This window comes from Duganella radicis, from assembly GCF_009720825.1.
GTDB classification, from domain to species: Bacteria; Pseudomonadota; Gammaproteobacteria; order Burkholderiales; family Burkholderiaceae_D; genus Rugamonas; species Rugamonas radicis.
Map to the genome: position 1 here is coordinate 47,589 of NZ_WNKY01000027.1, position 26,229 is coordinate 73,817.

General features: G+C 62.5%; 14 protein-coding genes. 7 read left to right on the forward strand and 7 right to left on the reverse strand.

The window, feature by feature from the left end:
- The first annotated feature begins 26 nt into the window (after nucleotides 1–26).
- Nucleotides 27–1,478 (forward strand): putative bifunctional diguanylate cyclase/phosphodiesterase, encoded by a 1,452-nt coding sequence (locus GM676_RS20935; RefSeq protein ID WP_155465861.1) that lies wholly within the window; start codon nucleotides 27–29, stop codon nucleotides 1,476–1,478.
- On the opposite strand, the gene GM676_RS20940 is transcribed toward GM676_RS20935, so the two are convergent.
- Both GM676_RS20940 and GM676_RS20945 read right to left on the reverse strand, forming a co-directional pair.
- Nucleotides 1,468–4,764, reverse strand: a complete 3,297-nt coding sequence (locus GM676_RS20940; RefSeq protein ID WP_155465863.1) for an alpha/beta hydrolase-fold protein — start codon at nucleotides 4,762–4,764, stop codon at nucleotides 1,468–1,470. The genes GM676_RS20935 and GM676_RS20940 overlap by 11 nt on opposite strands.
- Nucleotides 4,761–6,620, reverse strand: a complete 1,860-nt coding sequence (locus GM676_RS20945; RefSeq protein ID WP_155465865.1) for a glycoside hydrolase family 13 protein — start codon at nucleotides 6,618–6,620, stop codon at nucleotides 4,761–4,763. Before GM676_RS20945 ends, GM676_RS20940 begins: the two co-directional genes overlap by 4 nt.
- Nucleotides 6,621–7,118: 498 nt before the next feature.
- On the opposite strand from GM676_RS20945, the gene GM676_RS20950 reads away from it, so the two are divergent.
- Nucleotides 7,119–9,866, forward strand: coding sequence for a TonB-dependent receptor (locus tag GM676_RS20950; RefSeq protein ID WP_155465867.1), 2,748 nt, complete (start codon nucleotides 7,119–7,121; stop codon nucleotides 9,864–9,866).
- A gap of 73 nt (nucleotides 9,867–9,939) precedes the next feature.
- Nucleotides 9,940–10,902: an outer membrane protein assembly factor BamB family protein gene (locus GM676_RS20955; RefSeq protein ID WP_229262800.1), complete on the forward strand. Its 963-nt coding sequence runs from the start codon at nucleotides 9,940–9,942 to the stop codon at nucleotides 10,900–10,902.
- Nucleotides 10,903–11,009: 107 nt separating this feature from the next.
- Here GM676_RS20955 and GM676_RS20960 read toward each other — a convergent pair whose 3' ends face one another.
- Nucleotides 11,010–12,824, reverse strand: a complete 1,815-nt coding sequence (locus GM676_RS20960; RefSeq protein ID WP_155465869.1) for a M2 family metallopeptidase — start codon at nucleotides 12,822–12,824, stop codon at nucleotides 11,010–11,012.
- A gap of 356 nt (nucleotides 12,825–13,180) precedes the next feature.
- Nucleotides 13,181–15,619, reverse strand: coding sequence for a TIM-barrel domain-containing protein (locus GM676_RS20965; RefSeq protein WP_155465871.1), 2,439 nt, complete (start codon nucleotides 15,617–15,619; stop codon nucleotides 13,181–13,183).
- 171 nt (nucleotides 15,620–15,790) lie between these two features.
- On the opposite strand from GM676_RS20965, the gene GM676_RS20970 reads away from it, so the two are divergent.
- The 3 genes from GM676_RS20970 to GM676_RS20980 are packed head-to-tail and all read left to right on the forward strand — an operon-like array spanning nucleotide 15,791 to nucleotide 20,471.
- A complete protein-coding gene (locus GM676_RS20970) occupies nucleotides 15,791–17,110 on the forward strand; it encodes an MFS transporter (RefSeq protein WP_155465873.1) in 1,320 nt (439 codons plus the stop codon).
- 52 nt (nucleotides 17,111–17,162) lie between these two features.
- Nucleotides 17,163–18,794: an alpha-D-glucose phosphate-specific phosphoglucomutase gene (locus tag GM676_RS20975; protein ID WP_155465875.1), complete on the forward strand. Its 1,632-nt coding sequence runs from the start codon at nucleotides 17,163–17,165 to the stop codon at nucleotides 18,792–18,794.
- 18 nt (nucleotides 18,795–18,812) lie between these two features.
- Nucleotides 18,813–20,471, forward strand: a complete 1,659-nt coding sequence (locus GM676_RS20980) for an alpha-amylase family glycosyl hydrolase (protein ID WP_155465877.1) — start codon at nucleotides 18,813–18,815, stop codon at nucleotides 20,469–20,471.
- Here the strand turns inward: GM676_RS20980 and GM676_RS20985 are convergent.
- The 3 genes from GM676_RS20985 to GM676_RS20995 form a co-directional block, all read right to left on the reverse strand.
- Nucleotides 20,387–22,210 carry a putative bifunctional diguanylate cyclase/phosphodiesterase gene (locus GM676_RS20985; RefSeq protein ID WP_155465879.1) on the reverse strand — a complete coding sequence of 608 codons (1,824 nt, stop codon included), beginning with the start codon at nucleotides 22,208–22,210 and terminating at the stop codon, nucleotides 20,387–20,389. The two genes, GM676_RS20980 and GM676_RS20985, sit on opposite strands and share 85 nt — an antisense overlap.
- Before the next feature lie 211 nt (nucleotides 22,211–22,421).
- Nucleotides 22,422–22,769, reverse strand: a complete 348-nt coding sequence (locus GM676_RS20990) for a PKD domain-containing protein (RefSeq protein ID WP_155465881.1) — start codon at nucleotides 22,767–22,769, stop codon at nucleotides 22,422–22,424.
- Nucleotides 22,770–22,772: 3 nt separating this feature from the next.
- Entirely contained in the window at nucleotides 22,773–25,472 is a 2,700-nt protein-coding gene (locus tag GM676_RS20995) for an alpha-1,6-glucosidase domain-containing protein (RefSeq protein ID WP_155465882.1), read from the reverse strand.
- 158 nt (nucleotides 25,473–25,630) lie between these two features.
- Here GM676_RS20995 and GM676_RS21000 point away from each other — a divergent pair, with 158 nt between their 5' ends.
- Complete coding sequence (locus GM676_RS21000; RefSeq protein WP_155465883.1) at nucleotides 25,631–26,107, forward strand: tetratricopeptide repeat protein; 477 nt, start codon at nucleotides 25,631–25,633, stop codon at nucleotides 26,105–26,107.
- The last annotated feature ends 122 nt before the right edge of the window (nucleotides 26,108–26,229 follow it).

A 26,229-nucleotide genomic window follows, 5' to 3' on the forward strand; every position in this document is an offset into this window, starting at 1 on the left:
TCCGCAGTCCGACGAAGAGGGACAGCATGAACAGCTTATGGCCGGTAGCGGCCGGCGTGGCGCCATGTTTGCTGGCGCTGGCGGCCGGCCAATGGCAGGCGCGCGGCCTGCGCGCGCGTTGTGCCCAATTGCAGGCGGCGCTGGCGGCGCAGCGCGATACCGAAATGCGCCTGGACTTCATCGCCCACCACGACAGCCTGACCGGCCTGCCCAACCGCTTGCAATTCCAGATGCAGCTGGAGCACGGCGTGGCCTATGCGCGCCGCCACGGCAGCCTGCTGGCGGTGCTGTTTGTCGATATCGATCACTTCAAGACCATCAACGACACGCTGGGCCACGACGCCGGCGACCAGGTGCTGGCGCAGTTCGCCCAGCGCCTGCGCCAGTGCGTGCGCGAGGTGGACACGGTGGCGCGGCAGGGTGGCGATGAGTTCATCGTGCTGCTGACGGAGCTGCGCAACGGCGCCGACGCGCAGCAGGTGGCGGAGAAGATCATGCGGGTGATCGCCGAACCGTTCATGATCAATGGCGACGCGTTGCCGGTGGCGGCCAGCATCGGCGTGGCGGTGTACCCGGACGACGATGCCGATATCGAGACGCTGATCGAAAAGGCCGACGTGGCCATGTACGCCGCCAAGCAGCGCGGCAAGGGCGCCAGCCTGCGCTTTTTGCCCAGCATGCAGGCCAAGGCCTATTCCAGCCTGATACTGGAGACGGCGCTGCGCCACGCGCAGGAGCACAATGAATTCGTGCTGACGTATCAGCCCAAGATGAATCTGCGCGAGCGGCGCATCACCGGCGTGAAGGCGCTCTTGCGCTGGAAACATCCGGAGCTGGGACTGGTGATGCCGCTGGATTTTCTGCCGGTGCTGGAGCAAAGCTCGCTGATACTGCCGGTCGGCGCCTGGGTGATGGCGACGGCGGCCGCGCAGGTGCGCGGCTGGATGGCGCGCGGCCATGCGCTGACGGTGGCGGTGCATCTGTCGCCGCGCCAGTTCTTCCACAAGGAGATCGTGCAGGTGGTTGCGGATACGCTGGACAAGGCCGGCGTGCCGGGCCGCTGCATCGAGTTGGAAATCACCGAGGCGATGTTGATCGATAAGAGCCAGAACGCAGAGGAGATCCTGCATCAGTTCAAGCAGCTGGGCGTGCGGATAGCGATCAGCGATTTTGGCACTGGCTATGCCTCGCTCAACTATCTGCGGCGCTTTCCAGTGGATGTGGTGAAGATCGATAAATCGTTTGTGGATGATTTGTCGCGCGGCGGGGCGATGGTGCGTGCCATCATCGAGATGGCGCACACGCTGAATATGCAGGTGATCGCGGCCGGCGTGGAAACCGGCGAGCAGCTGGCGCAGTTGAGGGAGATGGGCTGCGACGAGGCGTTTGGCTTCCACCTCAGCGCCGCCGTATCGCCGGAAGAGGTGGAGGCGCTGCTGGCAGGACGCCAGCAGCCTGTTGAGGTGCTTACTTCCTGAAGAACCAGGTCAGTGGCAGGTGCACGCGCGCCGACCACGATTTTTCATTGTGGCTGCCGCCTTCGGCTTCATAGTAGTACAAGTCCTGGCCGAGCTGGTAGCCCTGTGCCAGCATGGCGTCGCGCATCTTGCGGGTGTCGCTGATGCCGTCGCCGTCGGTGCCGGCATCGATATAGAACTTCACCGGCTGGCGCGCCGGCACGTTCTTGATGAAGGTCTGATCATTCCACCAGAACGAACTCGATACACCGCCCGCCCTGGAGAACACCTGCGGGTATTTCTGAGCGATGTAGACCGAGGCGATGCCGCCCAGCGAGGAGCCCATGATGGCGGTGTGCTCGCGGTCCGGCAGCGTGCGCAGGTTGGCGTCGGCCCACGGCTTGACGGTATCGACGATGAAGGCGGCGTAGGCGTCGATCTTGCCGCCGCCGTGTTCCTTGTCGCAGCATGGCGTGTATTCGGCGATGCGCTCCGGCGTGTTGTCGATGCCGACCACGATGGCCGGTTCGATCACGCCGGCGGCGATCAGCTTGTCCATGTTGGTGCCGATTTCCCATGCCGTGCCAAAGGCGGCGGTCTTGGGATCGAACAGGTTCTGGCCGTCGTGCATGTAGAGCACCGGGTAGCGCTGCCGCGGATTGTTGTCGTAGCCCGGCGGCAGGTAAATGCGCAGCTTGCGGCTGTTGTTCAGCTGCGGCGAGGCGAAGCTGTCGATGATACGCAAGGTGCCGGTGGCGACAGCCTTGGTGGGCGCGTCGCTGTCGGGGATAGGCATCACGCGCACGCCGTGGATGTCGAACTTGTTGGATGGGCCTTTTACGCCGCCTGCATCGCTGTAGGTGGCGTTGTTCTTCATGTAGCTCATGTTGTAGAAGTCATTGAGCTGCAAAGTGTAGCTGCCGGCCGCCAGCCTGGCGCGCAGTGGCGTGGAGTACTTGGCGCCTTCGTCGGCCGGGGAGTGCGGCAGTTGCACCACGCCGTTGGCGACGATGTTGCCGCTGCTGTCCTTCAGCGCCGCCCATTTGACGCCGCCGCTGACGCCCAGATTGATTTGATGGGCGGTGTTGCGGTACTTGATCTGCACCGCATGGTTGCCGGCGCGCTCGATCTTGATCTGCTGCGTGAAGACATCGGCCGGCGATGCGCCGAAGTCGACGCGGGCGACGTTGATATCCTCGCCGGCGTTCAGGCAGACCGGCATGCTGTGGTGACTGCGGTTGCCGGATTTGGCGTACACCGCTTCGACCGCATAGCAAAGATTCGCCGCCGCGCCAACGCGCCGATCCGCCCAGGTGGCGGCCGAGACGCGCGCGCCAACCAGCTGGCCATTGCGATAAACGTTATACACCACGCCCGCCGCCCCCGCGCCGTCCGGGCCCGCAGCCGCGCCATGTGCCCCGCTCGCACGCGCACCGTCCGCGTCCGCACCGCCGCCCGGGGTGATGTGCAGCGTCGGATAGCCATACGTGCCGCGCTCCAGTTTTGCGATGCGTGGTTCTGGCGGCGCGTAGACCGCCGCATCCTGCACCAGCGGCCTGGCGCTCACGCTGCGCTTGACCTGCTGGCCCGGCAGCAGTTTGCCGAGCCGGATCTCGATCGCATTATCCTCACCCAGCGCATCCCATGCCAACGACGCATTGACCGGCTTGCCGTTCAAGGTAATACCATCCACCGCGTAGTAGCCATCGCCCTTGACCGCAACCGGCAGCAGCACGCGCACTTGCAGACGCTTTCCGCGCACACCCAGATTATTCAGCGTAATCACATCACTGCCAGCAAAGGTCTCGCGCCGCAACCTGGCCGTGATGAATGGCTTGAGCGTCATGCCATCATTGGTGGTCTGCACGCCAAACACGCTGCCGACCACCATGCCCAGATAACCGCCAACAGACCACAACTGCCGGCGCGAATTGACCACCGGGCCACTCAGCTTACCGTCGTCCAGCATCGGCTGCCCTGACAGCCACTCCAGATTCTCCATGTTGGACAGATTGGTGGCCGCGCCGCGCATCAAGGTAGCGTAAGCCGCATCGGCCACGGCGACGTTGCCGCCTATGGCCGCGGCCTTCAAGCCGTAAGCCGTTACGAACGGCCACATGGCGCGGTTGTGATACACCGCCGTGTTGGACTGCTGCGGCCAGATCACAGGCGCGCCGAGCGGGCCGTGAGGATAATGCGCCAGAATACTCTGCGCCTGGCGCGCATCGGCAATACCGGTAACGATGGCCAGCGCCTGTCCCAGCCAGTCATACTTGTACATGGCGGCGCCATCGAAGTGGCCGGCCGTGACGCTGCTGTACATGCCACTATCCGCCTGCCAGAAGCGTTTGTTGATGGCGGCTTTCAGCTGCACGGCCCAATCGGCGTAGCGGGCCGCCAGCCGGGCATCGCCTAGCTCCTTCGCCAGCCGCGCCGCCAGCGTCAGCGCCTTGTAGTGTGCGGCGTTGGTGGACAGCGCCTTGGAGGTCGCCATATAAGACAACTCGTTCGGCATCCACGCGGCATAGGTTTGATCGCGCCAGTCGAGGAAGGATTCTTCGCCGTTGTACAGGCCATCGGCCGCGTCCCAGACGGCGATGCGGTCATTCTCCAGCGTGTTGGTCAGCGCGTGCAGGGCTTTCTTCGCGAAGGCCGCGCGCTCGGACGGCGGCAGGGCTTTCAATGCCTCGTCCGCGCCAAAGGCCCAGGTGACGCGGTCGGTGCTGACCGGCCAACTGCCGCCACTGCCGGTGTCCTGCACGATCTGATAGCCATCACCGATGGCGTGCAGGCCGGCGCTCATGCCATCGCGATAGCCGGCCAGCTTGAACTCCAGCGAATTGCGCGTGCGCTGCGGGTCCAGCATGCCGAGGCCCAGCGACGCCGCATAAGACAGATCGCGCGTCCAGACGTAATGCCACAACTCGCCGGTTTCAAAACACTCGCAAGGGATGGCGTTGCCGCCGTTGTAGCTGCCGTCGCGGATTTCGCTGACGGAGTCCTGATTCATTTCATTGCCGGCCAGCGCGAACAAGGCGTCGAAGGCGAGATTGCCGCTGCGGACCGTCGGCAGGGCAGGCGATTCGGTGTAGCTGATCTCCTGCTTGCCGCCCTCGCGCACGCGCATGGTGGTTGATTGCGTGTAGCTGCGCAGTGTGGCGCCGGCGTCCGGCGTGGCATAGCGCACTGTGTCCTGCTTGCCGTCCCAGGTCGGATAAACGGCAGTCGCCGAGCCGCTGGCGGCGTGTGCCTGCGGCGCGGCGAAGGCGAGTGCCAGCGCGGCGCACAGCGGTGTGAATTGCTTCATTGTTCGATCTCCAGTATCAGCGCGGAACGCGCCGGCAGTTTAACTTGACCATCCAGCGACACGCGCTGGCCGCTGATCACATCCACGCCGCTGCGTACGCCGGCCAGCATTTCGTGGAAGCGCGCGATGGGCAGCGTGATGTCGGTTTTATTCTTGTTCAGCGCGACCATCACCTTCTTGCCGCCGCCGTAGCGGAAGTAGACGTAGGTGCTTTGCTCCGGCCCATAATGCATCAGCTTCCCGCCATGAATCACGCTCGCGCCCTTGCGCCAGTTGAACAGCTTGCGCACATAGGCTTGTGCGTCGGCCTGCTGCGGGGTGAGTCCGGCACCGGTGAAAGCATTGACCTTGTCGCCCGCCCAGCCGCCAGGGAAATCGCGGCGATACGAGGCATCGTCGCGGCCCTTGACCGTGCTGGTCATCTGGATCTCGGTGCCGGTGTAGAACTGTGGTATGCGCGGCATGGTCGCCACAAACGCCAGCGCCATGCGGAACAAATCCTGATCCTCATCCAGCGCACTGTAAATGCGCGACAGATCATGGTTCCCTTCAAACAGCACCAGATTGCCGGCGTTCGGATACAGGTAATCCATCGACACCGTTTCATACAGCGCGTTCAGTCCCTGCTCGCTATCGTCCTGCGCCATCAGTGCGCGGCGCAAAGCGTCGTTCAGCGGAAAGTCCATCATGCTTGGCATGTGCGACACGTAGCCATTGAAGTTCTGCTTGCCCTCCTGCCAGTGTGCGACCACCGGAATCAGCGGACTCCATTCCTCGCCCACCAGATTCAGTTTCGGATACTCGGCCATCACCGCGCCCGACCAGCGTGTGAGGAAGGCATTATCGGAATAGCCGTAGGTATCCACACGCAGGCCCGACAAGCCCGCATACTCGATCCACCAGATGCTGTTCTGGATCAGATAATTGGCTACAAAGGGATTGGCCTGGTTCATATCCGGCATGCCCGGCGAGAACCAGCCCTGCGTGAAATTGCGCTGGTCCTCTTGCGACGCATACGGGTCCTGCACCGCCACCCGATGATGCGCGGTCGGCACGTGCTTGCCCTGATACGTCAGCCAGTCGTGCATCGGCATATCCTGCATCCACCAATGCTTGCTGCCGATGTGATTCAGCACCACGTCCTGGATGATGCCGATGCCACGCGACCTGGCCTGCGCCGACAGCTGGCGATACGCCTCATTGCTGCCGTAGCGCGGATCGATGCGGTAATGATCGGTGGCCGCATAGCCGTGGTAGGAGTAGGCCGGCATATTCGATTCCAGCAGCGGGGTAGGCCATAGCTGGGTAAAGCCCAGCCCCGCCACGTAGTCCAGATGATCGATGATGCCCTGGATATCGCCGCCATGACGGCCGCCGCCCTCGGCGCGATTCAACTTGTCGGCATAGCCGGCCACATTGTCGTTGGCGGCATCGCCGTTGGCAAAGCGGTCCGGCATCACTTGATAGATCGCGTCGGCGCTGTTAAAGCCGGCGCGCTGCGCCGAGCCAGGCGCGCGCGCCTGCAATTGGTAGCTGTAGTGGAGGCTCTGCACGCCGCGCCTGAACAGCAGCTCCAGCCTGCCCGGAGCGGCATCCGGGGCAATCTCCAGATCGATAAACAGGTAGTTGCGGTTATCCACCTGTGACACGCTGGCAATGCGCACGCCCGGATAGTTCAGCGTCGGCTCCAGGTCGGCGATCCGCGGCCCATGCACCATCAGTTGTAACTTGCTGTTGTGCATGCCGGTCCACCATGAGGGCGGGTCCATGTGGTCGATACGGTAGTTCTGCGACGCGGCGCCGGCCAAGGCCGGCAGGACGGCGGTCAACAGCGCCGCCAGCAGGGATTTGTTCATGTAGTCTCCAAATTGGTAGTCGTACTACAGGCCCGTATTGTGTGCATGGTCGGGCTTAATGCCTTGATTTTACGAGAGAATGCTGCTGACGGCCAAGCTCGCTGGCGAACTGAAATTTACCCGGAATACAGCAATCTCGTCATTTTCCTCCAAATTGCGTTTCGTCACGGAAAGTTGCGCATTCTTGCGGGCTGCAAGGCTGCTTCGGCTCGTCAATTGATAACAAAAAACAGCCACTTTATGGCGTTTATTGTAGTTCCACTACAATCCCTCCCTATCTGGCTTGTAGCCGAAATACAACGTGATAGCGCTTACCGTGGGGCGTAGAGGCAATGCGGCGCCTTGGAATCCGTAGTGGTAAGGAAGTTTCATTGACACCGAATCTAGTTTTAGTACAAAATTCTTTCCAGAACGTCTTCAGAACGTTGTAATTCCTTGGATCCCGTGTAGTTGAGCTCTTTGCGGGACTTATATTTGTGTCATGAGAGGGGACATTAAATGAACATCTTCGCAAGTAAGCGCACCCACACTGCATTCCCGTTGAACCCCGTTGCCGCAGGTTGCGCCCTGCTGATCGCCGCTGCCGCCATCCCCGCCCACGCCCAGAGCGCCGACGCTGCGCCGGCCGAGGAAGCCAAAGTGATGTCGGTGACCGTGTCCGGCATCCGCCGCGGTATCGAAGACGCGATCTCGGTGAAGAAAGATTCGAGCTCCATCGTGGAGGCCATCTCCGCCGAAGACATCGGCAAGCTGCCGGACGTGTCGATCGCCGAATCGATCTCGCGCCTGCCAGGCGTGGCCGCCCAGCGCGTGGCCGGCCGTGCGCAAGTGATCTCGATCCGCGGCCTGTCGCCGGACTTCTCGACCACCCTGCTGAATGGCCGCGAGCAAGTCTCGACCGGCGACAACCGCAGCGTCGAGTTCGACCAGTACCCATCGGAACTGATCGGCGGCGTCACCATCTACAAGACGCCGGACGCCGGCCTGATCGGCCAGGGCCTGTCGGGCACCATCGACATGCAGTCGGTGCGCCCATTGAACTTCAGCAGCCGCACCGTGGCCCTGAACCTGCGCGGCGAGAAAAACTCGCTGGGCAAGATCGCCAACGCCAAGGACACCGGCAACCGCTTCAGCGCCAGCTACATCGACCAGTTCGCCAACCGCACCATCGGTATCGCGCTGGGCTGGGCGCACCTGGAAACCCCTATCCTCGACAATGAAACCGGCCTGTACGAGCCATGGAAGCGCGACGCGCGCGCCGGCCTGCCGGCTGGCACCTTCGGCTCCGACGGCATCAAGGCCGTGGCCCGCAGCGGCAAGAACCAGCGCGATGGCGTGATGGGCGTGCTGCAATACCGTCCGAACAAGCAATGGACCAGCATGGTGGACGTGTACGCGTCGCGCTTCAAGGCCGAAGAGACCGCCAACCAGATCGAGATCAATCTGGGCGGCTGGAACGGCGGCTTCGATCCGGCGCCGGTCTACACCGGCGTGACCACCACCAACGGCACCATCGCCGGCGCCACCGCCAACAACATCTACCCGCTGGTGCGCGGCATGTACAACAAGCGCAAGGACGATATCCGCGCCGCCGGTTGGAGCAATGAAGTCCGTCTGGATGGCTGGTCGCTGTTCGCCGACCTGAACTATTCGAAAGCCAAGCGTGACGAGCTGAGCCTGGAAAACAACCTGCAAATCTCCAACGCCGCCGGCGATCCATTCCTGGATTCGGTCAAGCTGGGCATTGGCAACGGCGGCTTCTCGCAGATCACCACCGGCCGCGACTACAACGCCCCGGGCAGCCTGTATGTGCGCAACACCATCTACGGTTCCGGCTACGGCAAGACCCCGAGCGTGGAAGACGAGCTGAAAGGCTTCAAGCTGACCGCCAACATCCAGTCGTCCGGCGCGCTGGAAAAAGCCTTCTCCAGCTTCGACATCGGCGCCAACTACAGCGACCGTACCAAGAACAAGCACCAGCCTGAAGGCAACATCAACCTGAAGGGCGCGCCGACCCTGATCTCGTCCGACCTGTTCTACCAGTCGGCCGACCTGGGCTTCGCCGGCGCCGGCTCGATTCCAACCTGGAACGTGCCTGCCGTGGTCGACAAATACATGGTGTTCGCGCCAACCGACACCGCCGGCTACCTGATCGCCAAGACCTGGGAAGTCAGCGAGAAAATCACCACCGCCTTCGCCAAGGCCAACATCGAGGCGGAACTGGGCGCGGACATCAGCCTGCGCGGCAACATCGGCGTGCAAGTGCAGCGTACCGACCAGTCGTCGGCATCGCGCTGGTATGACAACACCACCGGCGCCATCAAGCCGGTCAACGACGGCAAGAAATACACCGACGTGCTGCCTAGCATGAACCTGGCCTTCGGCTTGGACAACCAGCAGACCGTGCGCGTGGCGCTGGCCAAGCAACTGGCCCGTCCACGTGTCGACCAGCTGCGTTCGGCGCTGGACTTCGGCATCGACACCACCAAGCGTGAGCCGGGCGGCAGCGGCGGTAACGCCCGTCTGGACCCATGGCGCGCCAAGGCCTTCGACATCTCGTACGAGAAATACTTCGACAAGAAGGCTTACTTCGCGATTGCCGGTTTCTATAAAAAGCTGGACACTTACATCTTCACCCAGACCCAGTCGTATGACTTCAGCGCCTACGTTCCGCCTGGTTCGGTTGGCAGCGGCGCGAGCTTCCCGCTGCACACCACGATTGGTAACTACACCGCGCCATACAACGGCAACGGTGGCAACCTGAAGGGTGCGGAACTGTCGGCGTCGCTGCCGCTGAGCATGGTGAGCAAGTCGCTGGATGGTTTCGGCGTCGTGGCCAGCACCACCTACACCGACAGCAAGATCACGATTGAAGATCCGAGCGGCAGCATTGGCCAGCACATCCCGCTGCCAGGCCTGTCGAAGCGCGTCACCAACCTGACCGCCTACTACGAGAAAGACGGCTTCGAAACCCGTATCTCGCAGCGCAAGCGTTCGGACTTCGTGGGTGAGATCGGCAACTTCGCCAACGACCGCGCCCTGCGTTATGTGGTGGGTGAAAACGTGATCGACTTCCAGATCGGCTACACCTTCAACACCGGCGCCATGAAAGGCCTGGGCCTGCTGCTGCAAGTGAACAACCTGCGCAACGCCGCCTACGAAACCTACAACGGCGACCGCAACCAGCAGCTGGAATACCAGAAGTACGGCCGCACCGTGCTGGCTGGCGTGAATTACAAGTTCTAAGCTGATTTAGCTTAAGATAGAACGGCGTCCTTCGGGACGCCGTTTTTTTTCGCTGATAAAAACAGGAGACCGAATGCGCTTGCACCGTTTGCTTTTCTCTGTTGTTTTCGCCGCCACCGCTGCTCATGCCGGCGACTGGCCGATGTTCATGGGCGGTCCGCAACACGCGGGCGTGGCCGATGCCGATGCGGTGTTCGAGCGTCTGGCGTCGTCATGGCAGTTCCGTGTGGAGGGCGGCATCAGCGCATCGCCGGTGGCGGTGGGCAAGCAGCTGTTTGCCGCGTCGGAGAACGGCAACCTGTATGCGCTGGATCTGGAGGCGCACCGCTTGCAATGGCTGTTCCATGCGCGCAGCGGCATCGCCTCGACGCCAGCGGTGGCGGACGGCATGCTGTACTTCCTGGGTCGCGACGGCCGCTTGCAGGCGCTGGACGCGGCCAGCGGCAAGCCGCTGTGGAGCTTCCGCACGCAAGGCGAGGCGCAGTTCTCCGCGCCGGGCCTGTATGGCCAGCCGCAGGAACAGGAGCTGCCGCCCGATCCGTGGGATTTGTATCTGTCCTCGCCGCTGGTCCATGGCGGCAAGGTGTACTTCGGTAGCAGCGATGAACGCGTATATGCGCTGGACGCGCGCAGCGGCAAGCTGCTATGGGCCTACAAGACTGGCGGTATCGTGCATTCCTCGCCGGCGCTGAGTGGCAACAACATCGTTATCGGCAGTTGGGACGGCGCGGTATATGCGCTGGATGCGGAGACCGGCGAACAGCGCTGGCGCGTGCAGACCGAGACCGAGCAAAAGCAAAGCATCCTGCTCGGCGTACAGGCCTCGCCGACGGTGGATGGGGACACGGTGTATATCGGCTCGCGCGATGGCCATTTCTATGCCCTGGATGCGGACAGCGGCAAGCAGCGCTGGCGTTGGGATGCCAAAGGATCGTGGGTGGTCGGCACGGCGGCGGTCGACCGCGACAGCGTGTATTTCGGCACCTCGGACACGGGTGTGGTGGTCATACGGTGTACTCCGGCATGGAGCATGTGAAGCGGCTGGGGGCTTTCGCGGCGTCGCCGCTGTGGCACCGTGGCCAGCTGGTGCTGGCCACGGCGGACGGGCGGCTGCTGTTCTTCAGCGTGCCCGCCAGATAAGGCTTACTTCTTCTCGGCGGCGGCGAAGGCGGCGTTCTGCTGGTCCAGCCAGGTCTTCAATGGCGCGAAGTATTCGAGCAGCGCGTTGCCGTCGATTTTGTCTTCGCCCGAGATGGCTTTCAGCGCTTCCGGCCATGGCTTGCTGGCGCCCATTTCCAGCATCTTCTGGAACTTGGCGCCCGCCTTGGCGTTGCCGTAGATCGAGCAGCGGTTCAGCGGGCCGGTGTAGCCGGCTTCGCGGCACAGCGCGCGGTGGAACTGGAATTGCAGCATGTCGGCCAGGAAGTAGCGCGAGTATGGCACGTCGGCCGCCACGTGGTACTTGGCGCCGGCGTCAAAGCCGGTGATACCCTGGCTTTCGACCGGGCGCTTCATGCCCATGTACTGCTCGCGCAGCTGCCACCAGCTCTTGTCGTAGTCGGCCGGCTTGGTCTTGCCCGAGTAGACGTCCCAGCGCCATTTGTCGACGGTGTAGGCGAACGGCAGGATGGTGACCTTGCTCAGCGCGCGCTCCAGCAGTTGCGGGATGTCGGCGCTGACGTCCGGCTCCTGGTCCATCAGGCCGATCTGCTTCAGATAGGCCGGCGTGATCGACAGCGCCACAGTGTCGCCGATGGCTTCATGGAAGCCGTCGTTGGCGCCGTTGCGGAACAGGAAAGGCTGCTTGGTGTAGCCGAGGAAGTAGTAGACGTGGCCCAGTTCATGGTGGATCACGGTGAAGTCTTCGGCGGTCGGCGTGATGCACATCTTGATGCGCACGTCGTCCTTTTCGTTGATCGGCCAGGCGGAAGCGTGGCAGACCACGTCGCGGTCGCGCGGCTTGGTCAGCAGCGAGCGTTCCCAGAACGATGCCGGCAGCTTCTGCATGCCCAGCGAGGTGTAGAAGCCCTCGGCATATTTGGTCATCTGCTTGGCGTCGGTCTTGCGTTCCTCCAGCACCTTGGTCAGGTCGAAGCTCTTGGTTTCGCCGGCGGGTTTGAGGATCGGATACAGATTGGTCCAGGTCTGGCTCCACATATTGCCGAACAGGTGCGATGGGATAGGGCCGGTCAGCGGCACCACATCCGGGCCGTAGGTGGCGCGCAGCTTGTAGCGGGTGTAGGTATGCAGCGCATCGTACAGCGGCTTCACCTGCTGCCACAGGCGTTCCATCTCGGCGGCGAAGGCTTCCGGCGGCATGTCATACTGCGAGCGCCACATCACGCCGGTGTCGGCAAAGCCCATCTGCCTGGCGCCCTTGTTGGACAGGGCGACGTATTCCACGTACTTGTCCTTGTAGGAGGGGGCTTGTGCGTGCCAGCCGGTCCACATCTCCTTCAGCCTGGCTTCGTCGCGGCTGCTGGCCAGGACTTTTTCCATCTCGCCGAGCGCCATGCAGTTGTCTTTGGTCGGGCAGTACTTGGCTTTGCCGTAGGCGCCGTTCAGGGCTGCTTGCAGGGCGGCGTATTGTTCGCGTTCCTTCGGATCGGCGAAGACCAGCGTCTGTTGCAGCAGCATGATCTTGCGCGCGGCTTCCGGTGACAGCTTCACGCCGTTGAAACGGCGCGCGCCGATGGCGGCTTCACCGGAGGCGCTCAGGAAGCGCTCGGCGAAGTAGGCGGCGATGCCTTCGGTATCGTCGGTGATGAAGTTGGAGCCGACCCAGGCGGCGCGGGCTTGTTCGTTATTGAGTTTATTAAGCTTGGCCTCGGTGTCGGCCAGGAAGCGTTCAGCTTCGGCGGCAGTCGGTTTGGCGGCGGGGGCGGCCAGCGCGGTGGCGCTGACGGCTGCTAAGGCGGTGGCCAGCAGCGTGCTGATAATTTTTGGTGTCACAGACATCTCCCTTGTTATCTCGGACCGGCTGATCCGATGGGCGATTATCATACACGATGCCTTAACGCGGCCATTTCAATTTAGCACACGCTATTCATGGCACGAAACCTTGCGGATGAGCGGCTTGTCCACGACATAGTGTGGCGATTATTGCAGCGAGGTCAGCACGATAGGATTTGACGGTCTCATGCCGGCGATTGCGCGTACTATTTCTGTTCTATCCTTTTCCGCATCTGCGATCTGGTCATCGTGCGCAAGGAGCGACGGCGCACAGTGCGCTATGGCAGCCTCAATTATCCAACCAGCTAGCGCCTGTCGCTCCCGCCACTTCCCGGCCCGAGCCAGCCGGGAAGCAAGGCGCATCACAGCGCGATATCAACCGTGCGGCTGGCGGCGTCGCTGGCCGGCAGTTCCACGGTCAGCTGGAAGGTTTTGTCGTCCCAGCCGAACACGGCGACCTTGCCGTCCACGCGTACCGACGATGGCGCGGCGGTCACGGTGTGTACTTTCAGGGTGATGCCGCGGTCCGGACGCTGGTACTGTTTGCCCAGTTCCGATTCCACTTGCAGCGACAGGGATTTGCCTTGCAGCTTGCTGGTGAAGTGCAGCAGTTCGTACTTGCCTTGTTCGTAGGCTTGCGCGGTCAGGCCATCGTCGTCATACAGTTTGCCGGAGCTGGCGCGCACCGAGGCGTCGTGCCAGTAATGCAGTTCGATCTGCCTGGTGTTGTAGTCGCGCGTGGATTGCACCACTTTTACCATCGGCACGAAGGCGCCGGCACGCACATATACCGGCACGTGGTCCGCTGCCAGTTCGATCGAACGCGTGGCGCCGCCGGCCTGCCTCTCGCCGGTGTAGAAGTCGAACCACGCGCTGCGCGCCGGGAAGTACACGTCCGCTTTGGTCTGGCCCTGCTTGAGCACCGGCGTGACGAGGAAGTCCTTGCCCCACAAGTAGGTCGAGGACATGGCGCGCACTTGGGCGTTGCCCGGCTCCTCGTAAATCATGGGGCGCATCAGCGGCAAGCCTTGCTGATTGTTGTCGAAGCCCAGCGTGTAGTTATACGGCAGCAGGCGATAGCGCAGGCGGATCGCCTCGCGCGCCAGCGCCTTGGTGCGGTCTTCGCGATACACCGGCTCCGATGGCACTTCCTCCTGCGCGTGCGGGCGGAACACCGGCTGGAATACGCCATACTGCAACCAGCGCGTGTAGAGCTCATTGTCCAATACAGGATTGGCGAAGCCGCCCAGGTCCGAGTGCATATAGCCTACGCCCTGCATGCCCATTTGCAGCGAGATCTCCGGCTGCGATTGCAATCCGCCCCAGCCGCGATCCACGTCGCCGGACCACGGAATGATGCCGTAGCGCTGCGTGCCCGAATAACCGGAACGCATCAGGATGAAAGGCCGCTCGGCCGGGAAGTCCTGCTGGTAGCCTTCCGCCACCAGCCGCGCCCATTGATGGCCGTAGATGTTGTGCACCTGGTCGGCGGTGCCGGTGGCGTGACGCGTTTCAGTCGGATGCATCTCCGGCTCGCCCAGATCGCCCCACACGCCGGTCACGCCCTGCTGGCGCAGGCCTTTGTAGATATCCCACAGCCAGTCCTTGCCCTGCTTGCCGAAGATGTCGATGATGCCGGTGTGGCCGAAGAAGAAGTCATAGGTCATCGGCTTGCCATCCGGTCCGGTGGCCAGTACGTTCTTGTCCACCGCCTCCTGCCAGCGCCTGGAAGAATCGACTACAAACGGCTCTGTAATTACCACGGTCTGCACGCCCTTGGACTTGAAGTCGGCGATCATGCCCTCCGGATTGGGGAAGGCATCCTTGTCCCACGCCAGATTGCCCATGGTGCCTTTGACTTCCTTGCCGAACCAGTACAGGTCAAACACCACCGCATCGAGCGGAATATCTTCGGCGATGAATTTGTCGACCGTGTCGCGCGCTTCCTTCTCGTTGTGATAGCCGAAGCGCATGGCGAAGTTACCGAAGGCCCAGCGCGGCGGCAATGGCTGCTTGCCGGTCAGGCTGGTGTAGTTGCCGACCACATCTTCCCACGAGTCGCCGGCGATCACCTGATAAGTCTTGCGGCCACCGATGGCTTCATAAGTCAGGCTGTTGTTCTTCTTGCTGTCGAAATCGAGATAGCCGGTTTGCGGATTATCGAAGTGGATGGCGTACATTTTCGATGACAGCGCCAACGGCATGGTGTAGCCCATCAGCTCCGAGCGGTCGCCGTAGCCGTAGTTGGCCTTGTTGTACAAGGTGAAGCGATGACCGCGACGGTCCATGCCCACCGCGCGCGAACCCGCGCCGTACAAGGCCTCGTTCTTGTCGAGCGCGAATTCAATCGCTTCCAGTGCGCGTGCCTCGCCCTTGTTGATATCCTTGCTGCCGCTGGCCACATCGTCCTTCACATGGATGTAGCCGCGCTTCTCCGCCACCAGCGGTTTGCCCTTGTAGGCGTAGGCGATGCGGAACGGCGATTTGCTGATGGTGACGGTGATGCCGGATGTGGCATATTCATAGCTGCCGCCTTTTTGCTTCAGGGTGGCCTTCACATTGGCCGGCGCCAGCACCACGGCGTGCGACGATGGATCGGCCGCTTCGCCCTTCGGCACAAACGTGGTTTCCACGATGCCGGTGGAGTAGGGCTTGATCAGATAGGCGCCGTCGCTGGTGCGCACTTCGAGGTGGCCGTCGCGCTGGGTGATACCGTCGAATTTGCGGTCGATATTCTGGGCGTCGGCGTGGCCGGCCAGGAGTGTGAGGGCGGCCAGCGTTGCAAAGGAATTAATGGTCATGAATTCTGTCTCAGGTGGTCGTCGTGGATTTTGTTGTTTGGCTACATTTGACACCATAGCCCGGGCCGTGAATAGGCTTTTTTCCGTTATTTTACAAGGAACTTCTTGCGATTGACATGCCCAAGGTGGCGTGTTATTTTCCTACAAATTTTAAAACTCGGGACGCGCAGCATGCATTCTTCCAGTAACAAGCCCATCCTGTCGTTCTGGCAGCTGTGGAACATGAGCCTCGGCTTCTTCGGCATCCAGTTCGGTTTCGCGCTGCAAAACGCCAACGTCAGCCGGATTTTCTCCACGCTGGGCGCCAATCCCGACGACCTGTCCCTGTTCTGGCTGGCCGCGCCGGTCACCGGCCTGCTGGTCCAGCCCATCATCGGCTACCTGAGCGACAATACCTGGCACCCGACTTGGGGCCGTCGCCGTCCGTTCTTCTTCATCGGTGCGCTGCTGGCGTCCATCGCCCTGTTCCTGATGCCGAATTCCACCTCGCTGTGGATGGCGGTGATCGTCCTGTGGCTGCTGGATGGCGCCATCAACGTCTCGATGGAACCGTTCCGCGCCTTCGTCGGCGACAAGCTTGGCCCGTCGCAGCAGACCGCCGGCTTCGCGATGCAAACCTTCTTCATCGGCTGGGGCGCGGTGATCGCCTCGCTGCTGCCGACCATCTTCACCCATCTGGGCGTGAGCAATGTGCCGGTGGGCGGCGGCATTCCGGACACTGTGCGCTATTCGTTCTACGCCGGCGGCGCCGTGTACTTCCTGGCGGTGCTGTGGACCGTGCTGACCGCGAAAGAACTGCCGCCGGAGGATCTGGACGCATTCCGCGCCGAGCAGCAGCGCAGCAAAGGCCTGGGCCACGCGCTGGCTGAAATCTTCAGTGGCTTCACCAAAATGCCGAAGACCATGGTGCAGCTGGCCGTGGTGCAGTTCTTCACCTGGATCGCGCTGTTCGCGATGTGGATCTACACCACCAACGCTGTCGCCGAAAATGTATTCGGTACCACCGACGCGCAGTCGGCCGCCTTCCAGGAAGCCGGCAACCACGTCGGCGTGATGTTTGCCGTGTACGGTGGCGTGTCGGCGCTGGCCGCGTTCATCCTGCCGGTGTTCGCGCGCTACACCAGCCGCAAGGTGGTGCACCTGACTTGCCTGATCATCGGCGGCGTGAGCCTGTTCAGCATCTACGGCATCCGCGACTTCGATACGCTGTTCGTGCCAATGATCGGCGTCGGCATCGCCTGGGCCAGCATCCTGACCATGCCGTATGCGATCCTGGCTGGCGCGCTGCCCGCCAACCGCATGGGCTACTTCATGGGCCTGTTCAACTTCTTCATCGTCATCCCGCAGATCGTCAGCGGCCTGGTGCTGGGCTTTGTGACCAAGCACTGGTTCGAAGGCCACTCGGTCAAGACCCTGATGCTGGGCGGCGTCTGCATGGTGGTTGCCGGTGTGTTGACGCTCATAGTGCGCGACGAGGCGGAACCTGTCTGATGTAATATTGTTCGCGAGACAAGAACTCGACATCTATTTTTGTGGAGCGAACATGAGTATCAATACTGTCAGTACCACTCCCATCCCCGGCCAACGGCCGGGCACCTCCGGCCTGCGCAAGAAAGTCAGCGTGTTCAAGCAGGCCCACTATCTCGAAAACTTCGTGCAAAGCGTGTTCGACACGCTGGGCGATTGCAGCGGCAAGACGCTGGTGCTGGGCGGCGATGGCCGCTATCACAACCGCGTGGCCGTGCAGACGATTCTGCGCATGGCGGCGGCGCATGGCTTCGCGCGCGTGCTGGTGGGGCAGGGCGGGATTCTGTCCACGCCGGCCGTCAGTTGCGTGATCCGCAAGCGCGCGGCGCTGGGCGGCATCGTGCTGTCGGCCAGCCATAATCCCGGCGGACCGGATGGCGACTTCGGCATCAAGTACAACATCGCCAATGGCGGCCCGGCGCCGGAGAACGTGACCGAGGCGATTTACCATCACACTGAAACCATCAGGCAGTACCGCATCAGCGATGCCGGCGATATCGATTTGAATCGCCTTGGTGTCACGCGCATGGAAGACACGGAAGTGGAAGTGATCGACTCCGTGGCCGACTACGCGGAACTGATGCAGCAGCTGTTCGATTTCGACGCCATCCGCAAATTGTTTGCCGGCGGCTTCAGCATGTGCTTCGACGGCATGCACGCCGTCTCGGGCCCGTATGCCAAGGCGATCCTCGAAGGCCAATTGGGTGCGCCGGCCGGCACCGTGATCAACGCGGTGCCGCTGGAGGATTTCGGCGGCCATCACCCGGACCCGAACCCGGTCAACGCCGCACAGCTGATCGAGGTCATGGCCGCCGACGATGCGCCCGATTTCGGCGCCGCCTCCGACGGTGACGGCGACCGCAACATGATACTCGGCCGTAAATTCGACGTCACGCCATCCGACAGTCTTGCCATCCTGGCCGCGCATGCGACTGTGGCGCCGGGCTATCGCGCCGGCCTGAAAGGCATCGCCCGCTCGATGCCGACCTCGCAGGCCGCCGACCGCGTGGCGGCGGCGCTGGGCATCCCCGCATTTGAAACGCCCACCGGCTGGAAGTTCTTCGGCAACCTGCTGGATGCCGGCAAGGCCACCTTGTGCGGCGAAGAGAGCTACGGCACCGGCTCGGACCACATCCGTGAAAAAGATGGGGTGTGGGCCGTGCTGTTCTGGCTTAACCTGCTGGCCGCCAGCGGCAAGTCGGTGGAGCAGCTGGCAAGCGAACACTGGGCGCGCTTCGGCCGCAATTACTACTCGCGCCACGATTACGAAGCGGTCGACGCCAAGGCCGCGCATGAACTCATGGCCTCCCTGCGCATCAAGCTGGCTACGCTGGCGGGGCAGGATCTCGGCCACTTCGTGGTGTCCTTCGCCGACGATTTTGAATACACCGACCCGATCGATGGTTCGGTGGCGAAGCAGCAGGGCATCCGCATCGTCATGACCAACGGCTCGCGCATTGTGTTCCGTTTGTCCGGCACCGGCACCGAGGGCGCGACCCTGCGCGTTTATCTGGAGCGTTACGAAGCCGATCCGAAGTACCACCACTTGCCTACGCAGCAGGCTCTCTCGGCATTGATACTGATCGCCGAACAAGTAGCGGGCATCGCCGACTGGACCGGCCGCGCCCATCCCACAGTCATCACATAAAACGATAAGGACGACAGCATGAAATTGACCACACTCGCATTGGCTCTTGCACTTGGCGGCAGCGCCGCCGTGGCGGCGGAAAAACCCAAGCCATTCCTGTGGGAGAACGCGACAGTCTATTTCCTGCTGACGGACCGCTTCAACAACGCCTTCACCGGCAACGACCTGGCCTACGACCGCCGCGCCGACGCCGCGCCGCTGCGCGGCTACATGGGCGGCGATCTGGCCGGCATCATCAACAAAATCAACGACGGCTATTTCGACTCGCTGGGCGTGACCGCGATCTGGGTGACGCCGCCGGTGGAGCAGATCCACGACGGCACCGACGAGGGCACAGGCCGTTCGTATGGCTTCCACGGCTACTGGGCTTCCGACTTCACCACGGTGGACGCCAACATCGGCACCGAGAACGACTTCCGCAATCTGGTGGACGCGGCGCACGCGCGTGGCATCCGCGTGGTGCTGGACGTGGTGATGAACCAAACCGGCCCGGTGACGGAGATCGATCCGGTCTGGCCGAAGGACTGGGTCCGCACCGGTCCCATGTGCACCTACAAGGACGCCAAGACCTTCATCGAATGCACGCTGGTGAAAAACCTGCCGGACTTCCTGACCGAGAGCGATACTCCGGTCGAACTGCCGGAGCGGTTGATGGCCAAATGGCAGCGCGAGGGCCGCTTTGAGGAAGAGGTCAAGAGCCTGAACGAGTTCTTCGCCCGCACTGGCTATCCGCGCGCACCGCGCTACTACCTGATCAAGTGGCACACCGACTGGATTCGCAAGTACGGCGTCGATGGCTTCCGCGCCGACACCGTCAAGCATGTGGAGCCCAAGGTGTGGAAGGAGCTGCTGAAAGAAGCCTCCATCGCCTACGAGGACTGGAAGAAGGCCAATCCGGAGAAGAAGCTCGGCGACGACAAATTCTTCTCGGTGGCGGAGGTCTACAACTACAACATCGCCGAAGGACAGTCGCACCATCTGGGCAGCGGCCAGTACATGAACTACTACCAGGCCGGCTTTAACAGCATGATCAACTTCGGCCTGGTGCACGACGCGAAGAAGGATTACGAGGCCATCTTCAGCAGCTATTCCAACGCGCTGCATGGCGGCCCGTTGACTGGCTACTCGGTGCTGAACTATCTGGACTCGCACGATGATGGCGCGCCGTTCGACGCCTCGCGCAAGAAGCCATTTGAAAGCGCCACCAAGCTGCTGCTGGCGCCGGGTGCGGCACAGATCTACTACGGCGACGAAACCGCGCGCAAGCTGGATATCGCGGAGGCGACGGGCGACGCCAAGCTGCGCTCCTTCATGAACTGGAACGAGCTGGAACAGAACGTCGAGCGCGACGGCTACAAGATCGCCGACGTGCGCGCGCACTGGGCGAAACTGGGCCTGTTCCGCAAAGCCCACGTGGCGGTGGGCGCCGGCGTGCACCAGCAACTGTCGGCCCAGCCTTACGTCTTCAAGCGCACCTACGACAAGGATGGCCTGCGCGACAAGGTGGTGGTGGCGCTGGACCTGCCGACCAACAGGCCTGCCGCCATCAAGGTGCATGGCGTGTTCGCCAACGGCCAGAAGGTGAAGGACTACTACAGCGGCAAGACCGCTGTGGTGCGTGGCGACAGCGTCAACTTTGGCACCCGCAATGCCCTGGTGCTGATCGGGCAGGAATAGTTGGCGAACGCCTGCGCTTCCAGCGGCGCCGCAAACAGATAGCCCTGCACCTCCTCGCAGCCTGCACGCCGCAGGAAATCCAGCACGGCGCTGTTTTCCACTCCCTCGGCCACGACCCTGTGGCCGAGATCCTGGGACAGCGTAATCATGGCTCTCACCAATGCCTGCCGGCGCACGTCGTTTTCCAGCTCGCGCACAAAGGACTGGTCGATCTTCACCACGTCGGCCGGCATTTTTTGCAGGTAGGCCAGGCTGCTATAGCCGGTGCCGAAATCATCGATGGCCAGGCCGACGCCAAGCGCGGCGATCGCCGCCAGCGTCGCATGCGCCTTGGCCGGTTGCTCCATGATGGCGCTCTCGGTAATTTCCAGTTCCAGGCAGTTCGCTGGCAGGCGATGGCGCGCCAGCGCGTCCGCCACGCTGCCGGCAAAGCCGGGTTCAATCAGGTTGACCGGCGAGACATTCACCGACACCTGCACCGCCAGCCCCGCCGCGCGCCATTCCCATTGCTGGCGCAGCGCCGTTTCCAGCACCCATGCGGTGACCGCCTGCGCCAGTCCGGAGCGCTCAATGACGGGAATGAACTCGGCCGGGCCGATGACGCCCAGTTCCGGATGGTTCCAGCGCAGCAGTGCCTCGGCGCCGATGCAGCGGTTGCTGGCGACGTCAATGCGGGGCTGGTACACCAGCCGTAGTTGGTCGTGGCTTTTCAGCGCCGTGACGAAGTCGTTGAGCAGGCGGAAGCGGCGCTGGTACATCGCGTCTTCCTGTTGCGAGTACACCGCCACGTGGGTAGGACTGTCGATAGCATCGTGCGCCGCGCTTTGCGCCTTGCGCAGTACGGCCAGGCTGTCGGTGTGTCCGATCTCGAACGCCACCACGCCGGCGGAGGGTGTGGCGACGTGGCATGACCTGGCCACCGCCAGCGCCTCGCGCATCTTCGTCTCCACCAGTGGCAGCCAGCCTTCCAGCGTGGCGCCGGGCGGCGACATCAACATGAACTGCGCGGTGGCGACATGATAGATGCGGCGTCCGGGCCCGATGGTGTTGCGCAGCCAGCGCGCGGCGTCGGTGACCAGTTCGTCCAGATAGGAGCTTTGCATGGCGCGTGTGGCGTGCACCAGTTGTTCCGGCGTGGCCAGATTGATCAGCACCGCCAGGCCTTGCTCGCCTGCGGCCGTGTCCAGTTGCAGATCCTGGAAATCTTCAATGAACTGATGGCGATTGGGCAGGCCGCTGATCGCATCGATGCGGCCCAACGCATGCTGTAATTCGATCTGCGCCATCACCATTCCGGCCAGGTCGCGCAAGGCCGCCAGTTCCTGCTCGGTGGTGGCGCGCGGTTCGGTGCCCAGCACGCAGATCGCACCCAGGCAATGGCCGTCGGTGGTGATAAGCGGGGCGCCGGCGTAGTAGCGGATGCCACTGGCCGCCAGCAGGCTGTCGCGGTAATAATCGTCTTCACGCAGGTCGGGCAGGACCAGCACCTCGCTGCTGTCGGCCACCTGGCCGCAGGGCGCGCGCATGCGCGGGATAGAGTCGTGGCCGACGCCGACGCGCGACTTGAACCATTGACGATCGGAGTCGGTCAGCGAGACGGCGGCAATCGGCAGCTGGAACAGGTTGGCGGCGGTGCGGGTGATGCGGTCGAACGCCTCGCTCGGCGGCGTGTCCAGAAGATTAAGCTTGTGAAGCGCGTCAAGGCGGCGAGCTTCGTTTTGTTGGCAAGTACTGGTCATCTTTGTCAGTGTCCCGGGTTGAAAAATGCGCAATTGGCAATGCGGGGCGAGGCACTGATCGAATGGCGCAAGTGGTACAAATGGCGCCGATGTCTGGTACGAGCGGGGTGCGGCTCGTGATGTGAATTGCTATGTGGAGCACCGATAGTATCACGTTACCTGACACATTGCTGGCCGGCGCGTACTGTGTGTGGCTTTATGTATAAATTGACTAGTTCGCGGTAATGGTGACGGAGGCGGGGGCGCTATCGAGCTTGCCGTCGTTGACGGTCAGCGTGGCTACGTAGACACCGGGAACATCGGCGAAGAAGGTGGGCGTGGCGACGTGATAGTTGAGCAGCGTGGCCGCGCTGCCGGCTGGCTTGGCCAGCGTCCACGAATACAGCACGATGTCCTGGTCGGCATCGGTGCCGCTGCCGGCCAGCTTGATCGAGGTGCCGGCGGCCACGGTTTGCGCGGGGCCGGCATTGGCCACCGGCGCGCGGTTGGCCTGCGCTTCGTAGTTACCGCCGCCGCAGGCGCTCAATAACAGCAAGACCAGGATGGATGATTTTCGCATCCATCAATTTTCAACGAAAACGACCGCGCTGCGTGGCGGGACGGTGAAGGTTCCGCTGATTTTGTCGTATCTGGCTTCCGAGGCCACGCGTTTGTCCGCCGCGGTCATGCTGGTGTGGACAGGATGCAGCGTGTATTTGCGGTTTTTGTCTTCATTCACAGTGATGTGCTGCGCCACCTTGTCGACGTTGATCAGGTAGGTGACCGCCTTGAAGCGCGCGCCGGCATAGCCTTTACCGTCGATGCGGGCGGCGATCACGGTCGGCACCTGCGACGGGCCGGTGTTGAAGAAACGCAGGCGCTGCTTGATGTCCTGCGCCGTGCGGAGGCGGAACAGCGTGCTGCTGGCGCGGATTGCCAACAGGTCGCGGAAGGCGTCGCGCGCGTAGGCGATGTCTTCCGGCGCCGGCTTGATGGCGGCGTTGCGCAGCAATGGCTTGATCAGCGCGTAGTCCTTGCCATTGTCGGCGGCCGGCGGCAGGCCGGTGCCGTAGTAGTTGTCCTGGTAGCTCCAGTCGAGGCGATTGAACCAGTCGCCCGATTCAAAGCTGTTGCGGTCCAGCGATTTGGAACGCAAGATGTCGAAGCCGGCGTGGAAGTAGGCCACGCCCTGGCTGAAGGCGTTGATGGCGGCACCCAGCATCTGCACTTGCGCGCGCTCGCGCGCGGTGGTGGCTTGCGGCAGCTTGAAGGCGTTGATGTCGTACAGGGTCTGGTTGTCGTGGTTCTCGACGTAGTTGACGGTTTCGCCCGGCTCGCTGGCGTAGCCGGCCGGCTGGTTGCCGCCGTAGACGATGTCTTGCAGCGCCACGGTGCCGCCGTCGGCGGTGGTCAGCGGGTAGCTGCGGATGGTGCCGGCCAGGCCCACCTTCACCATGTCGGACGCTTGCAGCAGGTCTTTCAGCGGGCGCTGGCCGGCTTGTTCATTGGCGTCGTACACCAGTCCATTGATGTAGCCCTGCTGCGTGACGAGTTGCGCGCCGCTGTCGCCGGCGCCGCCACCGCGCACGGCGTCGCGCGCACGGTCGCTGAAGGTGCCGATGCCGGTGCCGTTCAGCGACAGCTGCGAGGCTTGCACGAAGCGCGCGCCGTCGGCCACCTCGCCGAAGTTCCAGCCTTCGCCGATCAGGTTGATCTGCTTGCCGACGCGGGCCTGGATCTGCTCCATCGCCGCACGCGGCTGGTGGCCCATCAGGTCGAAGCGGAAGGAATCGATCTTGTATTGTTTGGTCCACAGCGCGACCGAGTCCACCATCAACTTGCCCATCATGAGATTTTCGGTGGCGGTGTTGTCGCAGCAGGTGGAGCGTTCGATCTCGCCCTTGGCGTTGAGGCGGTGGTAATAACCGGGCACCACGCGGTCCAGCACCGACTTCTCGTTCTGGCCGGCGATGTAGGTATGGTTGTAGACCACGTCCATGCCGACGCGCAGCCCGGCCTTGTGCAGCGCCTGCACCATCTGGCGGAATTCGATGATGCGTTTGGCGCCATCGGATGGATCGGTGCTGTAGCTGCCTTCCGGCGCATTGTAGTGGAAGGGATCGTAGCCCCAGTTGTAGCAGTCCTGGAACTTGGTGCGTTCGACGGCGGCCTGCTGTTCCTCGCCGTCCGGCTGCGTGGCGGTGATCAGCGGCGTCAGGCAGGCTTGTTCCGGCACGCTGCCGATATCGTACACCGGCAGCAGGTGGATGTCGGTCATGCCGGCCTTGCTCAGCGCCGCCAGGTGCTTCATGCCGTTGGACTTGGTCTCGGTGAAGGCGGTGTACTTGCCGCGATTGGCGGCGCTGACGGTGCTGTCGTTGATCGAGAAATCGCGCACGTGCAGCTCGTAGACCGTCATGTCGGTTTGCGCGGCGACTTTCTTTGGCGACGGTGTGGCATCCCAGCCGGCCGGTTTGAGTCTGGCGCTATTCAGGTCGGCGACATAGCTGCGCTTCGAGTCGGTGGTCAGGCTGATGGAATAAGGATCGGTGACGAGATTGCGCACCACGCCGGCGCCTGGCGCCACCACATCCACCAGATACTGGTAATACTGACCCTGGGCGCGGGCGGACCAGATGCCGGTGCTGTCATCGCGCTGCATCGGTGTGATGGCGGTGGCATTGCCGCTGCCATTGGCGTAGGTGCACAGCGCGACGTGCTGCGCGGTCGGCGCCCACAGCTTGAAGCTTGCGTCACGCGCGCCGGCGGTGACGCCGAGATCATTGGCCTTGGCGGCTTTGGCGTAGACATCATCCAGCGCGCCGGCGATTTGCAGCGCGGTGACGTCGAGCACCTTGCCGTCTTCCGCTTCGCGCACGATCAGGACTTGCTGGGTGAGCAGGCGCGCGGCATCGGCCACGCTGAAGACCGCGCCGTCGCCGACAAACTTGAAGCGCTTGGCGACATCGGCCGGCATGCTGCCATCAAAAGGCGACAGCTTGATGAAGCCATCCTCGCCGGTCACGCGCGCACCGGGCGCGGCGCGCATCAGGGCGGTGGAGGAATAGTACAACTTGAACACGCTGCCGTCGGCAGCTACGCCCGGCCACTTGATCAACTGGCGGTTCAGCCAATAGGCGCGCGCATCGAAGGCCGGAGCGGCATGCAGCGTGGTGGCAAAGGCGCCATCGCAATCGGCGAGCGTTGGCGCCGCCGAAGCAGCCAAAGAACACAGCGCCAGCGCGCCTCCCACACCAACCATCGCCACGCGCTTGCCACCCATATTCCGCCTCCAAAATAATAGGCGGCTATGGTACTCCAGAATCTATTTTTGATACATCCCGATTTCTGCCGGGTTGGCGACTCCTCAGGGATTGCTTGTGTGACGGGAGGCTATCGTGTGCAGACAGCGGCAAAATGGGAATACCATCGCTGATAGAGATGCTGAACGGGCTGCGCGAAATGATGAGCAATGTGATGAATTTCAGACGTCCTCGATCGGACCAAGAGCTTGAAGCAATTTTGCACGCGGCTTATGGCTTTGCGTTAAACAACCAAAACGATCAGGCTTTAGCTGTGTGCGACTGGCTGATTGAAGCGCAAGAGACTGCCATTTCTGAGCGTCGGCAAAGAGCCGCAGTGCTGGAATACATGGGCAAGTTGCGGGATGCGATAAGCGAACTGGAATTTGTGATATCCGCAGGCTCTCAGGAACCGGCAGATTTTCATGCGCTCGGCATACTGCACTTCAATCTTGGTGAAATGGCGCAGGCCGAGGTTGCGTTCACCAGCGCACTTGAATTTGGTCGTATTGCTCGCAACAAGCATTACAGGAACTCAAGTCATCTCTTCCGGGCGGAGGTTAGATTGAGGCGCGCCGATTACAAAGCAGCCCTCGCGGATGCGCGAGAGCTATAGTGGCCCCCGAATTTGAGACGGTGGTTTAAGCTGTCGTCCGTGAAAGGATGATAGCGCATGAGTGAAGGCAAAAAACGCAGGGTACACACGGCGGAGTTCAAGGCCAAGGTTGCTCTGGAGGC

Bases quoted from the DNA above. Each gene is read 5' to 3' on its own strand.
- GM676_RS20970 (WP_155465873.1), top strand. From the start codon at position 15,791: ATGCATTCTTCCAGTAACAAGCCCATCCTGTCGTTCTGGCAGCTGTGG.
- GM676_RS20980 (WP_155465877.1), top strand. From the start codon at position 18,813: ATGAAATTGACCACACTCGCATTGGCTCTTGCACTTGGCGGCAGCGCC.
- GM676_RS20965 (WP_155465871.1), bottom strand. From the start codon at position 15,619: ATGACCATTAATTCCTTTGCAACGCTGGCCGCCCTCACACTCCTGGCC.
- GM676_RS20960 (WP_155465869.1), bottom strand. From the start codon at position 12,824: ATGTCTGTGACACCAAAAATTATCAGCACGCTGCTGGCCACCGCCTTA.
- GM676_RS21000 (WP_155465883.1), top strand. From the start codon at position 25,631: ATGCTGAACGGGCTGCGCGAAATGATGAGCAATGTGATGAATTTCAGA.
- GM676_RS20955 (WP_229262800.1), top strand. From the start codon at position 9,940: ATGCGCTTGCACCGTTTGCTTTTCTCTGTTGTTTTCGCCGCCACCGCT.
- GM676_RS20975 (WP_155465875.1), top strand. From the start codon at position 17,163: ATGAGTATCAATACTGTCAGTACCACTCCCATCCCCGGCCAACGGCCG.
- GM676_RS20950 (WP_155465867.1), top strand. From the start codon at position 7,119: ATGAACATCTTCGCAAGTAAGCGCACCCACACTGCATTCCCGTTGAAC.
- GM676_RS20990 (WP_155465881.1), bottom strand. From the start codon at position 22,769: ATGCGAAAATCATCCATCCTGGTCTTGCTGTTATTGAGCGCCTGCGGC.
- GM676_RS20945 (WP_155465865.1), bottom strand. From the start codon at position 6,620: ATGAACAAATCCCTGCTGGCGGCGCTGTTGACCGCCGTCCTGCCGGCC.
- GM676_RS20935 (WP_155465861.1), top strand. From the start codon at position 27: ATGAACAGCTTATGGCCGGTAGCGGCCGGCGTGGCGCCATGTTTGCTG.
- GM676_RS20985 (WP_155465879.1), bottom strand. From the start codon at position 22,210: ATGACCAGTACTTGCCAACAAAACGAAGCTCGCCGCCTTGACGCGCTT.
- GM676_RS20940 (WP_155465863.1), bottom strand. From the start codon at position 4,764: ATGAAGCAATTCACACCGCTGTGCGCCGCGCTGGCACTCGCCTTCGCC.
- GM676_RS20995 (WP_155465882.1), bottom strand. From the start codon at position 25,472: ATGGGTGGCAAGCGCGTGGCGATGGTTGGTGTGGGAGGCGCGCTGGCG.